14 protein-coding genes and 1 tRNA gene are annotated in these 13,910 nt (G+C 67.2%); 8 read left to right on the top strand and 7 right to left on the bottom strand.

All coding sequences use genetic code 11. The features are described from left to right. Positions 1-202: 202 nt before the first annotated feature. On the bottom strand, positions 203-1,582 hold the full coding sequence (locus tag BLV57_RS18665) for an EVE domain-containing protein (RefSeq protein WP_091290246.1): 1,380 nt from the start codon (positions 1,580-1,582) through the stop codon (positions 203-205). 323 nt (positions 1,583-1,905) lie between these two features. After that, a tRNA-Arg gene (locus BLV57_RS18660) sits at positions 1,906-1,978 on the bottom strand. 181 nt (positions 1,979-2,159) lie between these two features. Here BLV57_RS18660 and BLV57_RS18655 point away from each other — a divergent pair. From BLV57_RS18655 to BLV57_RS18625, 7 genes are all read left to right on the top strand, one after another. Further along, a complete protein-coding gene (locus BLV57_RS18655; protein ID WP_091290244.1) occupies positions 2,160-2,810 on the top strand; it encodes a response regulator in 651 nt (216 codons plus the stop codon). Between the two features lie 3 nt (positions 2,811-2,813). Then, on the top strand, positions 2,814-3,422 hold the full coding sequence (locus BLV57_RS18650) for a trimeric intracellular cation channel family protein (protein WP_091290242.1): 609 nt from the start codon (positions 2,814-2,816) through the stop codon (positions 3,420-3,422). Positions 3,423-3,474: 52 nt separating this feature from the next. Next, positions 3,475-4,167, top strand: a complete 693-nt coding sequence (locus BLV57_RS18645) for a response regulator transcription factor (RefSeq protein ID WP_091290240.1) — start codon at positions 3,475-3,477, stop codon at positions 4,165-4,167. After that, on the top strand, positions 4,164-5,558 hold the full coding sequence (locus BLV57_RS18640) for a HAMP domain-containing sensor histidine kinase (RefSeq protein ID WP_091290239.1): 1,395 nt from the start codon (positions 4,164-4,166) through the stop codon (positions 5,556-5,558). Before BLV57_RS18645 ends, BLV57_RS18640 begins: the two co-directional genes overlap by 4 nt. 69 nt (positions 5,559-5,627) lie before the next feature. Further along, entirely contained in the window at positions 5,628-6,422 is a 795-nt protein-coding gene (locus BLV57_RS18635) for a DeoR/GlpR family DNA-binding transcription regulator (RefSeq protein ID WP_091290237.1), read from the top strand. Then, on the top strand, positions 6,419-7,495 hold the full coding sequence (gene galT, locus BLV57_RS18630; RefSeq protein WP_091290235.1) for a galactose-1-phosphate uridylyltransferase: 1,077 nt from the start codon (positions 6,419-6,421) through the stop codon (positions 7,493-7,495). The genes BLV57_RS18635 and galT overlap by 4 nt, the downstream gene beginning before the upstream one ends. A 70-nt stretch (positions 7,496-7,565) precedes the next feature. After that, positions 7,566-8,927, top strand: coding sequence for a S1C family serine protease (locus BLV57_RS18625; RefSeq protein WP_091290234.1), 1,362 nt, complete (start codon positions 7,566-7,568; stop codon positions 8,925-8,927). Positions 8,928-8,933: 6 nt separating this feature from the next. Here BLV57_RS18625 and BLV57_RS18620 read toward each other — a convergent pair whose 3' ends face one another. Genes BLV57_RS18620 through BLV57_RS18600 form a run of 5 tightly spaced genes read right to left on the bottom strand, consistent with a single transcriptional unit; the run spans position 8,934 to position 12,436 of the window. After that, complete coding sequence (locus tag BLV57_RS18620) at positions 8,934-9,392, bottom strand: hypothetical protein (protein WP_091290232.1); 459 nt, start codon at positions 9,390-9,392, stop codon at positions 8,934-8,936. Continuing rightward, positions 9,389-10,492: a molybdopterin-dependent oxidoreductase gene (locus tag BLV57_RS18615; RefSeq protein WP_091290229.1), complete on the bottom strand. Its 1,104-nt coding sequence runs from the start codon at positions 10,490-10,492 to the stop codon at positions 9,389-9,391. Before BLV57_RS18615 ends, BLV57_RS18620 begins: the two co-directional genes overlap by 4 nt. Beyond that, positions 10,489-11,124: a methyltransferase domain-containing protein gene (locus tag BLV57_RS18610; RefSeq protein WP_091290228.1), complete on the bottom strand. Its 636-nt coding sequence runs from the start codon at positions 11,122-11,124 to the stop codon at positions 10,489-10,491. Before BLV57_RS18610 ends, BLV57_RS18615 begins: the two co-directional genes overlap by 4 nt. Continuing rightward, positions 11,121-11,780 (bottom strand): TIGR04282 family arsenosugar biosynthesis glycosyltransferase, encoded by a 660-nt coding sequence (locus tag BLV57_RS18605; protein ID WP_091290226.1) that lies wholly within the window; start codon positions 11,778-11,780, stop codon positions 11,121-11,123. The genes BLV57_RS18610 and BLV57_RS18605 overlap by 4 nt, the downstream gene beginning before the upstream one ends. Further along, positions 11,777-12,436, bottom strand: coding sequence for a glycosyltransferase family 2 protein (locus BLV57_RS18600; protein ID WP_245757376.1), 660 nt, complete (start codon positions 12,434-12,436; stop codon positions 11,777-11,779). The genes BLV57_RS18605 and BLV57_RS18600 overlap by 4 nt, the downstream gene beginning before the upstream one ends. Positions 12,437-12,579: 143 nt before the next feature. Between BLV57_RS18600 and BLV57_RS18595 the strand changes: the two genes are divergently transcribed. Then, positions 12,580-13,908, top strand: coding sequence for a hypothetical protein (locus BLV57_RS18595; RefSeq protein ID WP_091290224.1), 1,329 nt, complete (start codon positions 12,580-12,582; stop codon positions 13,906-13,908). Positions 13,909-13,910: the final 2 nt, after the last annotated feature.

Raw genomic sequence — 13,910 nt, 5'->3', positions numbered from 1 at the left:
ATCACGTCGTCAACAAGGCCTACCCAGCTAAAAATGAGCTTATTCATGTGAGCTCTTGCCGAAGAGACTCATTCCCTCGCGGGTGCGCCGGCTAGGGGTCAACGGGCACGGGGATAAGTCCCGCATGCGGCTATCGCGGCAACTGCGCCCTTAACGTTCGCCGGATCTGAGCCTCCGTCCGCAGTGTGGCTGGGCTGCGATGTCAGATCGATTCGTGAAATGTTGCGTCTTGGCGGTATATAAGCTGTATTCCGCATTCCTTGATAAGGTTTCCGGCTGATTCGGACGGCTTGTCTGGCAGCAGAATCGCTAGTTTCGCGTCGGCTTTGATGTGGCGCCGGTAGTCAAATAGCTGCCCGATTGCCATTCGCACATTTTCCCTGCTGCAGGAGCCTTTTGCTTCGATAAGCAGATCGCGTTGGTAGTCAAAGGCATCGCATACGAGCAGTTCGCCTGAGGGAAGTCTTACCCATAGCGCGCGCAGGTCCCTGTTGAGGTAATCGCGGTACTGCTTGAGTAGTTTCGCTTCGGGGTAGGTGATGAAACCGGATGTGGCTAGTTGATAGGTGGATCTTTCGTTGGGGGCCTGACCAAGTGGCCTTGAGCCGAATACCGGTTCAGCTGGCAAAGCAGGTTTTGTCCGGCTGCGCTGTTTGGCAATGTCGGCAATAACCCGCCATTCCCTGGGCAGCGGAATGGGGTTTCCGTATCCAGGCATGCGCATGACCAGGGAGTCGGCGAACGTGGCGGTGGCGGCTAAGAACCTTTTGGTTATCGGATCCTCGAAGAGGTGTCGTTCGAACCGGAGGTTCACGACGGTGGCTTCGTTGGGACTGGATGTCCAATATGGGTCGAATTCCCTGGTCAAGTAGGGAGCTGAAGCGAGTGTGCCGATGCCGTACACCCCTGCTTCTGGACCGGCGACCCAAATGGCGAAGTGATCGCCACTCTTGAGTTCTTTGAGGTGTTTGCCCACGGTCCACCGGTTGATGGCGTCCGAGCCGTCTTCCCAACATTTCCAGATATCCCAGGTGTCTGGCATGCACTGGAGCAGCCAGGACCGTGGGGCCCGGGATGTGGGAAGGAGGTGTGCGACCTTGGCGTAGTCGGATTTCAGAGTGACGCTTCGTAATGGCACGGACATGCCCAACGGCACCAGCACGTCGTGCGCGGGAATCGGTGATGGGAACTCGTTGATATCGCCGAGCGCCATCATGTGTTCCCAGGTCTTGCCCTCGCTGTCGATGCCCCATACCGACTTGGCGGCATCGTAGTTGTGGAAGGTGTGCAAGATAGTGGCTTCGGCGATAAAGGTCTTGTCCGCGTAGAAGAGTACCTTGTCCCCGGCGCGCCGGTCGCGCAACGCCTTCGCCTTGGGGTTGCTGTCAATACTTGGCGGGGTGGATCCCCAGAGCCGGGCAATACCGTCTGGAAAGAGCCGAGCCAGCGTCGCGAAGTCCGGGCCGAGCGCCAACTCATGGTCGGCGAGGCTGATACCTTGCCGGACGGATCGGTCGAAGTTCGCTGGGCCGCGGTCTTTCACTCCTCCCCGGGGCTGCAACACCAGCTGCGCACTCGTCATGACCTTGAGACTAGCGTGGCCTGCGCCTCGGTCCTATGACAAGTGTGTTGACGCCATGCTTGTGAAGCTGGAGGTGGAGGCGCGCGGTTTCGGTATCCGTCAGCAGACTGGCAGCTTTGCCGCGGACCAGCTCTCCGCGTCGCCTTCCATCGTGGAGCGGCGATCTGAGGTTGGGCGATCCAAGGCTGGGATTGGAGCGACCCGGTCAAGCAGAACGGCGAGTACGCCCTGGAGAAGATGTCCGGACGGAAGCCAGCGACGACGTTGGAACACCAACGAGTTCCTCCGGGCATACGACCATTGGATATCAGGCGGTACGTGTGTGCCCCCGGCAGGATTCGAACCTGCGACACCCGCTTTAGGAGAGCGGTGCTCTATCCCCTGAGCTACGAGGGCGGGGACATGCACCCCCACCCTACCGGCCCAGGCCCTGCCGGACATGCACCGGGTGTGTGACGTCTCGGTGAGGTCTCAGGGGAGCACGTGAAGGTGTCTCGTTTCGAAACTCCCGGTGCCAGTAGGTAGCCTTCCTTAACGGTTGCGGGAGACCCGCGCCACCGGACGCCGGAGGGCTTCGTTGATCAAGCTCATGTTCGCGGACGACGAGGAACTGGTTCGCTCAGGGCTGCGCGCGATGATGTCGGGTGCGCCTGACATCGAGATCGTGGGCGAAGCGAGTGACGGGAGATCCGCGGTCGAGGCCGCGCGGCGGTATCACCCTGATGTGGCGTTGCTCGACATCAAGATGCGGGCCCCTGACGACGGCATCCGGGCGCTGCGGGCCATCCTCGCGCTGCCGGATCCGCCGACCGTGGCCATGCTGACCACCTTTGACATCGATGAGTACGTGAGCCTCGCGCTGCGGCTCGGTGCCAATGGATTCCTGCTCAAGGACATCGATCCGGCCGCGCTGCTCAGGGCGGTCAGGGATCTGGCCAGGGGTGGAGCGGTGCTCGACCCGGGTGTGGCCGCGCGGATGGTCAGCGCTCATCGGGATGAGCAACGGGCCGCTCAGCCGGCACGGAAGCTGCTCGCGTCTCTGTCCGAACGGGAGCGCGAGGTGGTCGGGTTGATCGGTCAAGGGCTGTCGAACGCCGAGATCGGCGGGCAGCTGCACCTGTCCGAGGCGACGGTCAAGGGGTATGTCTCCGCCGTGCTGTCGAAGATCGGGGCCGCCAACCGCGTACAGGCCGCGCTGCTTGCTTATCGCGGCGGGCTACTCGGGTAAAAAGTGCTGCTCACGGCGCTGGAGTTCCTGGGACTGGTCGCGTTCGCGGCTTCGGGGGCGTTGGCGGCGGTCAGGGCTCGGCTGGATGTCTTCGGGGTCGTCGTCGTGGGGCTCACGACGGCGCTCGGGGGCGGGGTCATGCGGGACGTGATGCTCGGGATCCATCCGCCGACGTCACTCCGGAACTGGCCTTACCTGGCGACCTGTGCCGTAACCGCACTCACCGTGTTCGTGTTTCACCCGCAAGTGGCACGGCTGCGGCGGGGCATGCTGCTCGCGGACGCGCTCGGGCTGGGCGTGTTCGCGACCGCGGGGACGACGACGGCGCTGAACTACGGGGCGCCCGTGTACGCGGCGTGTCTTATCGGGATGACCTCGGGCATCGGCGGTGGTGCCGTGCGAGATCTCCTGCTCCGGGAAATACCGCTGGTGCTGCGGCGGGAGATCTACGCGGTGGCCGCGCTGGCCGGGGCGACGCTCGTCGGGGTCGGTTACGTTCTGCGACTCCCGTCCGCGGCGACCACCGTAGTGGCCGCGGCCGTGGTCGTCGCGCTGCGGGTTTTGGCTCTTTGGCGGCGGTGGAACGCGCCGGTCGCCAAAGATGCTTCGTGAAATCTGTGTTTGTTCTTAGGCGCGTCTCAGCACGCTGGGTAAAACTACAGCCATGCGCATTCTCGTAGTCGACGACGACAGGGCCGTTCGGGAGTCCCTGCGTCGTTCCCTTGAGTTCAACGGCTACAAGGTCGACCTGGCCAGTGACGGTGCGCAGGCGCTCGAAGCGATCATCGCGAGCAGGCCGGACGCGATGGTCCTCGACGTGATGATGCCTCGGCTGGACGGCCTCGAGGTCGCCCGCAGGCTGCGCAGCACCGGCGACGACCTGCCGATCCTTGTCCTCACCGCCCGCGACACCGTCTCGGACCGGGTGTCCGGGTTGGACGCGGGCGCCGACGACTATCTCCCCAAGCCGTTCGCGCTCGAGGAGCTGCTCGCGCGGCTTCGCGCGCTCCTGCGCCGTGCCATGCCGGACACCGACTCCGGCCAGGTCAGCGAGATGCTCACGTTCGGCGATCTGACCCTCGATCCCGGAACGCGCGAGGTGCGGCGCGGGACCAGGGAGATCAGCCTGACCCGCACCGAGTTCGCCTTGCTCGAACTCTTCCTTTCTTACCCGAAACACGTGCTCACCAGGGGCCGGATCTTGGAGGAGGTATGGGGCTACGACTTCCCGACGTCCGGCAACGCGTTGGAGGTCTACGTCGGGTATCTGCGCCGGAAGACGGAGGCGGAGGGCGAGCCGAGGCTGATCCACACGGTCCGCGGCGTGGGCTACGTGCTGCGCGAGACTCCTCCGTGATCGACCTGGCGGACCCCAAGCCACCCACCCGGTTCTCGCTGCGTCGCAGGGTCGCCCTGCTCGCCGCCGCTTGTGTGGCCGGCGCGGTCGCGCTGGCGTCGATCGGCGCTTATTACACAGTCAAGGAGAACCTGTACCAGCAGCTCGACGACAACCTGCGTGTCAGGGCGGGCAACGCGGTGATCTCGCCGACGGTCGAGTCCGGTATCGAGTCGATCCCCGGTGCGTTCCTGTCGAGTGTCGACATCCAAATCGGACAGCTCAGCATCGCGTCCAACCCCCGAGGTCAGCTGACCTATCCGCGGGCAGGCAACCCCCCGGCCTGGGGTGCGTCGGAACTAGCCGTCGCGCAGGGCACCTCCGAAGAATCGATCCGCACCGACCAGCGGACGGACTCGCGGGTCATCGCGCTTCCCAACGGACATGGCACCGCCATGGTGCTGGCGCAATCGCTTGCGTCGACCAAACGCACGCTGAACGAGCTTTCCGTCGTTCTGCTGCTGATCGGTGGCGCGGGCATCCTGCTCGCCGCCGCGGCGGGCACGGCGGTGGCGCGGGGAAGCCTGGCGCCGGTCGAACGGCTGACCCAGGCGACCGAACGGGTCACCCGCACGGGTGATTTGACGCCGATCCCGGTCAGCGGCGATGACGAACTCGCCCGGCTGACCACCAGCTTCAACACCATGCTCGGGACGGTCAGCGAGTCGCAGGAACGACAACGGCAGCTCGTCGCGGACGCCGGCCATGAGCTGCGCACGCCCTTGACCTCGCTCAGGACGAACCTCGAGCTCCTGCTGAGCGCGAGCAGGCCGGGCGCGCGGACGTTGCCGGACGAGGACCGGGCTGAGATCGAGGCCGATATCCGCGGTCAGCTCGACGAACTGACGCAGCTGATCGGCGACCTCGTCGAACTCGCCCGTCAGGACGAGCCGTACGCGCAGTTCGAGCGGGTCGAGTTCGCCGACGTGGTCGAGCGGGCGCTGGACCGGGCGCGGCGGCGGGCCGGGGAGATCGACTTCGCGGTCGATCTCCAGCCTTGGGTGCTCAGTGGTGACTCCAGTGCGCTTGAGCGCGCGGTGTTGAACCTGCTGGACAACGCGGTGAAGTTCTCGCCGCCCGGATCGTCCGTTCAGGTGCGGTTGTTCGCGGTCGGTGACGGCAGCGCCGTTCTCGAGGTCGCCGACGCGGGTCCCGGCATCGCCGACGAGGACCTGCCGAAGGTCTTCGACCGCTTCTACCGCTCGTCAGAGGCCCGTACCCTGCCGGGTTCCGGGCTCGGCCTCGCGATCGTCAAGCACGCCGCGGAGCGGCACGGCGGTACCGTGTACGCCGCGCGCTCGGCCGAGGGCGGCGCGCTGATGACACTCCGCCTGCCTGGGGCACCCGGGTGACTTGCCGCGCCTTCCGCATGTTTGATCGTGTAGGATTTTGTGTGGTTGGCGCGGCGGACGGAGTAAACAGTGCTTGCGCGGCAGCGACAGGCGATGATCCTCGAAGAGGCACGCCGGACCGGGGCGGTCCGGGTCAGTGAGCTCGTCGGGCGGCTCGGCGTATCCGATATGACGGTGCGCCGCGACCTCGACGTGCTCGCCGGGCGCGGGCTCGTCGAGAAGGTATACGGCGGTGCGACCTCGATCGTCGGCAAGAGCACCGACGAGCCGGGCTTCGAGGCGAAGTCCGTGCGCCAGCGCGTCCAGAAGGAAGCGATCGCCGAACTCGCCGCCGGGCTCGTGCGGCCGGGCACGGCGATCGGCATCTCGGCGGGCACCACGACGTGGACGCTGGCCAGAGCGCTGGACGCGGTGCCGGGACTGACCATCGTCACGAACTCGATCCAGGTGGCGGACGTGCTGCGCGGGTCCAGTCAAACCGAACGAACGGTCGTGCTGACAGGTGGCGTCCGGACGCCGTCCGACGCCCTCGTCGGACCGGTCGCCGTGCAGAGCCTGCGCACGCTCCACCTCGACGTCGTCTTCCTCGGTGTGCACGGTATGGCCGACGGCCCCGGCTTCACCACGCCGAACCTGACCGAAAGCGAGACCGACCGGGCGCTGGTCGAGGCCGGCCGCAAGCTGGTCGTGCTCGCCGACCACACGAAATGGGGGACGGTGGGCATCTCCACCATCGCCGATCTGAACGAGGCCGATGTCGTCGTCAGCGACGACGGGCTGGCCGAGCACGCCAGGGAAGTGCTTTCCGAACAAGCGGGGGAACTGATGATCGCGGAGACGGTCGCCGAGGCGGAAGAGGCGTGAGGAAAACCGTCAGGCACCTGGCCGATGGCCGCGAAATCATCTATTTCGACGAGACACCGGCCGAGCGGAACGCGGTCGACACGCGTGACCTCCCGCCGGTCGCCGCGACCTCCGAGATCCGGCGCGACCCGCTGACCGGCGAATGGGTGGCGATGGCCGCGCATCGCCAGACTCGCACGTACAAGCCACCCGCGGACCTGTGCCCGCTCTGCCCGAGCAAGCCTGGCAAGCCGAGCGAGATCCCGGACGCCGACTATGACGTGGTCGTGTTCGAGAACCGGTTCCCGTCGTTCTCGCAGGGCGTCGTCGGCGAGGAATCCACTGTGGACGGTCTGGGGCTGGTGCCGGCCGCGCCAGGACGTGGCCGCTGTGAGGTCGTCTGCTTCACCAGCGAGCACAACGGTTCCTTCTCCGGGCTGAGCCCGCGCAAGGTGCGCACCGTGGTCGACGCGTGGGCCGACCGCACCGAGTTCCTGTCGGGTTTGGACGGGGTGGAGCAGGTCTTCCCGTTCGAGAACCGCGGCGAGGAAATCGGCGTCACGCTGCACCATCCGCACGGCCAGATCTACGCGTACCCGTTCGTCACGCCCAAGACCTCGCGCATGATCGAGGTCGCCCGCGCGTACGAGGCCGAGCACGGCCGCCCGGTGCTGGGCGACGTGCTGGCCGCCGAGCGCAAGGTGGGCACGCGGGTCATCGCCGAGGGCGAGCACTGGACCGCGTTCGTGCCACCCGCGGCGCGCTGGCCGGTGCAGGTCCAGGTCGTGCCACACCGGCAGGTGCCGGACATCCCCGCGCTCACCGACGCCGAGCGCGATGACTTCGCCGAGGTGTACCTGCAGGTGCTCAAGCGCTGCGACGCCTTGTACGGCAGGCCGCTGCCGTACATCGCGGGCTGGCATCAGGCCCCGGTCAACCAGGACCGTGACCTCGGCTGGCTGCACCTCGAGCTGTTCTCGGTGCTGCGCTCGAAGGACAAGCTGAAGTACCTGGCCGGGTCGGAATCCGGGATGGCCGTGTGGATCAACGACGCCACCCCCGAGCAGATCGCCGAGAGGCTGCGCGGTTCTTAAGGGCGGTTCTTAAGCCATAATCACAGGTGGGGCTCAGGACTTTCTCAGGACCATCCCGCAAGGTAGAGACATGACCGAGAACGACCCCCAGAACAACCCGGTGCCGGCTGAGCAGAGCGGTCAGCCGGTCACCCCGGCTTCGCACGACGAGCCGAGCACGCCACCGCGGGGGAACGCCGCGGTCAGTGGTGAGCAGGTCTACGTCGCGCCGAGCCCGTGGGCGCCGCAACAGCAGCCGCAGGCTCCTTACCAGCAGCAATACCAGCACGCCACGCCGTACGGCCAGGTGCCGCAGGGGAACACCTCGGTCTACGCGGTGCCGGCGCAGCAGGCGCCGAAGAAGTCGGGCGCGGGGAAGCTCGTCGCCGGGGTGGCCGTCCTCGCTCTGCTGGTCGGGGGTGGAGCGGGGGCGCTCGGCGGGTATCTCGCCGGGGGCGGCGGCAGCGGTTCGAGCTACAGCGCGCTCGACGCGCCGAAGCCCGCGAAGCAGACTGGAAACGCGCCAGCTGGCTCCGTTGAATCGGTTGCTCAGAAACTCTCTCCGAGTGTCGTCGAGCTTCGGGTGTCGGGCAGCCGCGGCGCCGGTGAAGGCTCCGGATTCGTGCTCAGCGCGGACGGCTACATCCTGACCAACAACCACGTCGTCGAGGTCGCCGCGAACGGCGGCCAGATCCAGGCCGTGTTCCGCGACGGCAAGAAGGCGGCCGCGCAGATCGTCGGGCGTGACCCGACGACCGACATCGCGGTCGTCAAGGCCACCGGCGTCAGCAACCTCGTCCCGGTCGAACTCGGCCGCTCCGACGACCTCGCGGTCGGCCAGGGCGTGGTCGCCATCGGCTCGCCGTTCGAGCTCGCGGGCACCGTGACCTCGGGCATCGTCAGCTCGCTGCACCGGCCCGTGCAGGCGGGCGGCAGCAGCGGCGACCAGACCACGGTCATGGACGCGGTGCAGACCGACGCGGCGATCAACCCGGGTAACTCTGGTGGCCCGCTGGCGAACATGCAGGGCCAGGTCATCGGCATCAACTCCGCGATCTACAGCCCGCGTTCGGCCGGGAGCAGCGGCCAGCAGGGCGGCGAGAGCGGCAGCGTCGGCATCGGCTTCGCGATCCCGATCGACCAGGCTCGCCGCACGGCCGACGACATCATCAAGACCGGCAAGGCCAAGCAGACCTTCATCGGCGCCGGGGTCAAGCCCGCGGAGCAGGGTGGTGCTTCGATCATCAGCGTCGAGCCGGGCAGCCCCGCCGAACAGGGTGGCCTCAAGGTCGGCGACGTGGTCGTCAAGATCGACGACCGGATGATCGACGACGCCGACGCGCTCATCGCCGCGGTCCGCACCAGGGCGCCCAACGAGAAGGTCAAGTTCACGACCGCCGACCAGCGTGTCCTTGAGATCACCCTGGGCGGCAAGGACATCGAACCCAAGTAGTTCCTCTCAGACGCTCGGCCGCTCAGGGCGGCCGAGACCAGCTCGGGCTCGTGCGCGATCTGTTCGCAGATGGCGCACGAGCCCGCTGATCGTCACACCGATCCAGACGACCGCCAGCGAGATGACCAGTCCCAGCTCGGGGTTGTCATGAGGCCCGGGCGGTGGCGGTGCGCCGTAGGTGCGCCACAGCAGCGGGAACGCGACGATCGCGAGTACGCCGGTGAGCACGGCGCCGACCATCACCGGGGCTTTCCATGTCTTCGGCAGCACTCGGCTCAAGACGAAAGCCACGACTCCGACCAAGGGCGCGATCAGGGCGTCATGGAGGATCGGAAAGCCGAGCAGCCAGCCCGCCGCCACGAACGTACCAGGCCACAGAGGGAAGGCGAACTCGTAGATCAGGACGGCTCCCCAGGCGAGCGCGGCCAGGCCGGGCAAGGCGAGCAGTAAGCGGAACGGTTTCACGCCGCCTCCAATTTCGCGACCCATTTGGTCTGCAGTACGCCGGGTCGGTTCGGGGCGATGACCCGGCAGGGATAGCCGTGGTCGAGGTCGAGGACCTCGCCGTTGAGTCGCAGCGCGAGCAAGGTGATGTCGTCCGCGGTGTGCTCGCCGGGCAGCACGCTGGTCGCGTAGATGCCGGACTTCTCCATCGAAGTCACGACTACTTGCATACCGGGTTTCCCGCCCGCCGCCCGCAGAAGGTCCGGAAAGGACACTCCGGTCCATACTGCCGAGCGACTCCAGCCTTCGACGCAGGCAATGGGCAATTCCGCTGTGGTCTGGGGTAGTGCGCGAAGTTCGTCGAGCGAGAAGCCGCGCGTACCCGAAGGTGTCACGACCTGAAGCCGCCAGTCCGGCGTGACCGGGGTGATGCCCGCGCCTGCCGCGGTCCGGTTGACCGGAACGCCTTGCGAACCCTCGTCCGAACGCCATTTGAGCGGGGAAACGCCGCGGAGCAAGGGAACCGTGGCGCCCGCGGTGGCGACGACGGAGACACCCGCGGCGAGCCAGGTGGTCCGCAGGAAGCCTCGCCGGGAGAGACCCGGGCCCGTGGCGGGTTCGGGTTCGTCCTTGGTCAACGCGCGGCGCAGGATCGGGATCTTGACCGCGACGTGCACGAGGATCGAGCCGATCGCGATCCAGGCGATCGCGTAGTGGATCTGCGGGAAGTAGAAGTTCCACGGATAGTTTTGCGCGATGTTCAGCAAGCCGGTCGTGAGTTCGAAGAACGCGGACGCCGACAGCACGAGGATCGAGCCGCGTTCGAGCGCGTGGGGCAACGACTTGATCAGCGGGCGTTCGAACAGCTTCGGAAAGACGCTCCACAATTTGGCCAGCAGCAACGGAATCGACGCGATGCCGGAGATCACGTGCAATCCCTGCGTCACGCGATAGAGCCCCGCCGGACGGCTGGGCCACCCGAACCAGCCCGGCGGGTGCTGGATGAGGTGGCTGATCAGGCCGGTGAGGAAACAGGTCGTGAAGGTGACGGCGAGAGCCAGGCCGATGCGGCTGGTCACCCGTTCCGAATGCGCGGCGCTGGTGAACTTGGGCAGTTTCATGGGCGCACCAGCTCCGCGAACCAGCGGTGACCGCGTTGGGCGGTCCACGAGACGCGCAGCGCGGCCTGGGCGGCCAGCTCGGCGATGCTGTCCGTGCCGACCCACGACCAGGTGAACCACGGTTTGCCGGTGCGTTCGGCGGGTGAGTGCACGCGGACGCGTTCGTGGCGCAGCGCATGCCCTGGCGGGTCCAATTCGACGAGCACCGTGCCGCCGGGTGCGAGCAGCCGGACGACCCGGTCGAGCAGGTGAACGGGGTCGCCGCCGATGCCGATGTTGCCATCGGCGAGCAGCGCGTGTGACCAGCGGCCCTCGCCGGGGATGCGGTCGAAGACGCTGCGGTGCAGTGCGATCGCGCCGCGCGCGTGCGTGAGCCGGACGGCGGTGCGTGAGCTGTCGACGCCGAGCGCCATCACGCCGCGTTCGAGCAGCGCCGCCGTCAACCTGCCGGGACCGCAGCCGATGTCGAGCGTCGGGCCGGTGCACGCGTTGAGGAGGACTTCGTCGCCGTCACAGGGCTCGGCTGTCCAGCGGTCGACGGGGAGTTCGACGCGTTCGCCGTTCGCCAGTTCCAGCCAGCAATGGTGGCCGAGCAGCCCTGTGTCGAACTCGTTTCCCTGCAAGACGTTCATGCGGCCACCTCGGCGACGGCTCGGGCGAACCGGCCGTGTGGGTGGAGCGACGCGACTCGCCGAGCGTCGGCCATAGTGTCCACATCGGACAGTGTGGTGAGCGTTTGGGGGGCGAGGTCGGCGAGTGCGTTGAGCGTCAACAGCCCGGTGTCCTCGCGGGACATGGGCACGTCGGCGAGCACGTGCGCGTTGCGCGGGTCTCGCAGGCCGAGAGCCCACCAGCCGCCGTCTTCGGCGAGCCCCAGCACGGCCTCCCTGCCCTCGTACAGCAGCGGTTCCGCGGTGGCCGCGAGAAGCTCTGGCGTGACCTGCGGGGTGTCCATGCCGATCTGAAGGACGGGCATGCCCGCGAACAGTGCGGCGGTGTCGGCGTGCGCGTTCGCCAGCCTGGCACCGAAGTCCCAGCCACGTTGGGCGAAGACGGTGGTTTCGCGCAGCGCGCTGGACAATTCCGCGCTCTGTGCGGCCTCGGCGAGATCGCCCGTCATGGCGACGACGGGGACCGCGCCGGGAGTGCGGAGCGCGGCTTCGATGGTGTCGAGCAGGGCGGAAGCGGCGATGTCCGCTGCCTGCTCGCCGGTGGCGGGCGGGCACAGCCGGGTCTTGGCGAATCCCGGCACCGGGGCTTTGGCGACGATCAGCAGGCAGAAGTTCATCGCGCCAGCACCCGGCTCATGTCGCGGACGGCACGTACTGTGCCGCGTACGGATCCGGAGACCTTGGATTTGGTCCCTTTAGCGCGTGCGCCGTAGCTGACGTCGAATTCGCTTACCCGCCAGTCCGCGCGCTGGGCCTTGATAAGCAGTTCGAGCGGGTAGCCGAACGCCCGGTCCGTGATGCCGAGATCGAGCAACGATGCGCGGCGAACCGCACGCAGCGGGGCGATGTCTCGGACGGGGAGGCCGCGTCGGCGCAACAGAGAGGCGAGAAGGAGGTTTCCGGCGCGCGCGTGCCATGGCCAGACGTCGCGGCTGGTGGGCACACGGCGGCCGACGGCGAGGTCGGCGCCGTCGTGCAGGGCGGCGACGAGTTTGGGGAGCTCGGCGAGGTCGAGCGAGCCGTCGGCGTCGGCGAAACAGACGATGCCCGCTGTGGCGCACTCCAGGCCGGTGTGCACGGCGGCGCCGTATCCGCGCCGTTTTTCGTGCACGACGTGCGCGCCCAGTCTCTCGGCGATCCGGGGCGAGTCGTCGGTGGACCCGTTGTCCACGACTATCGCGCGGTACCCGGGCGGTAGTGCGTGCAGAACGATGGGCAGTGCGCCGGCCTCGTTGAGGCAAGGCAGTACTACGTCTATCCGGTCATCGGTCACCCAGAAAACGCTAGGTCCACGTTGGACACTGAGAAACCCTTACGCTGCTTACCGAATCCTGACATCGAACGAGTTCTTACCGAGTCATGACGAGATAGTCGCGCAGGCCGCGGATGGCTCGAACTGAGACTAAGGTGCGCGTAATGACTTCGGTGGCCATTCGAATGAAGAGCGGGCTGCGGGCCGACTTGCTCGCTGTTGGGCTCGCTCTCGTTCTCGTAGGAGCAGCCGCCGGGGTCGGCACGTATTTCAACCGGCCGGGTTCCGGCGTCGTGATCTTCGCGTTCGCGCCGCCGCTGTACGGGGACTGGCTCGTGCACGCGGGTCCCGGCTCGGTCTCCGCGTTGCTGATCGCGTTCGCGGTCGTGTGCTGGGGGCCGATGCTCGCGGAGACGTTGCCGTTGCGCCGCCTGCTGCCACTTGGCTACCTCGCGGCGGTGGCCTGGACGTTCTCACTGGCGATGGTCGACGGGTGGACCCGCGGATACGCGGAGCGGCTGACGCAGCCGAGCGAGTACCTGCACGAGGTGCCCGGAATCCGCGACATCCCGCGCATGCTGACCGAGTTCTCGTCGCGCATTCTCGACTTTCAGCCGAATTCGTGGACCACCCATGTGTCGGGCCATCCGCCGGGCGCGACGCTGGTCTTCGTCTGGCTCGATCGGATCGGGCTCGGCGGCGGGGCATGGGCCGCGACGGCTTGTGTGGCCGTCGGCTGCCTCGTCGCGGTCGCGGTGCCCGCGGCACTGGCGCTGCTCGGGCGTCCGGACGCCGCGCGGGCCACAGCGCCGTTCGCGGTCTTGACGCCTGGCGCGATTTGGATCGGCGCGTCGGCGGACGGGCTGTTCGCCGGGGTGACGGCCACCGGGGTGATGCTGCTGGCGTTGGCCATCTATACGCGGCGCGGCGTTTACGCGTTCGGTGGCGGTGTGCTGCTGGGCTTCGGGATTTACCTGTCGTACGGGCTTGTGTTGATGGCGCTCGTCGCGCTGGCCGTGGTGGCGCTCGGCAAGCAGTGGCGAGTGTTGGGCTGGGCCGTGCTCGGAGCGGCCTTCGTCGTCGCGGTGTTCACCTTGGCCGGGTTTTGGTGGCTCGACGGCTATCACCTGGTGGTCGAGCGGTACTACCAGGGCATCGCGAGTGAGCGGCCGTATTCCTACTGGGTGTGGGCGGACCTGGCCGCCGTGGCGATCGCCGCCGGACCGGCGGTGGTGGCGGGTACTCGGCGAACGGTGACCAGACGTCCATGGGGGAATCCTGTGCTGATGATCGTGCTGGCGGCCTTGCTGACGATCGCGTTCGCCGACCTGTCAGGGTTGTCGAAGGCAGAGGTCGAGCGCATCTGGCTGCCGTTCGCGGTGTGGCTGCTCCCGGCGGTCTCGCTGCTGCCGGGGTCTCATCGGCGCTGGTGGCTGGCCGCGCAAGCGGTGACGGCGCTTCTGGTGAATCATTTGGTGCTGACGATTTGGTAGGA

Source organism: Amycolatopsis xylanica (assembly GCF_900107045.1).
Taxonomy (GTDB): Bacteria; Actinomycetota; Actinomycetes; order Mycobacteriales; family Pseudonocardiaceae; genus Amycolatopsis; species Amycolatopsis xylanica.
The sequence above is the reverse complement of the archived record's forward strand: the minus strand, read 5'-3'. Positions and strand labels throughout refer to the sequence as shown.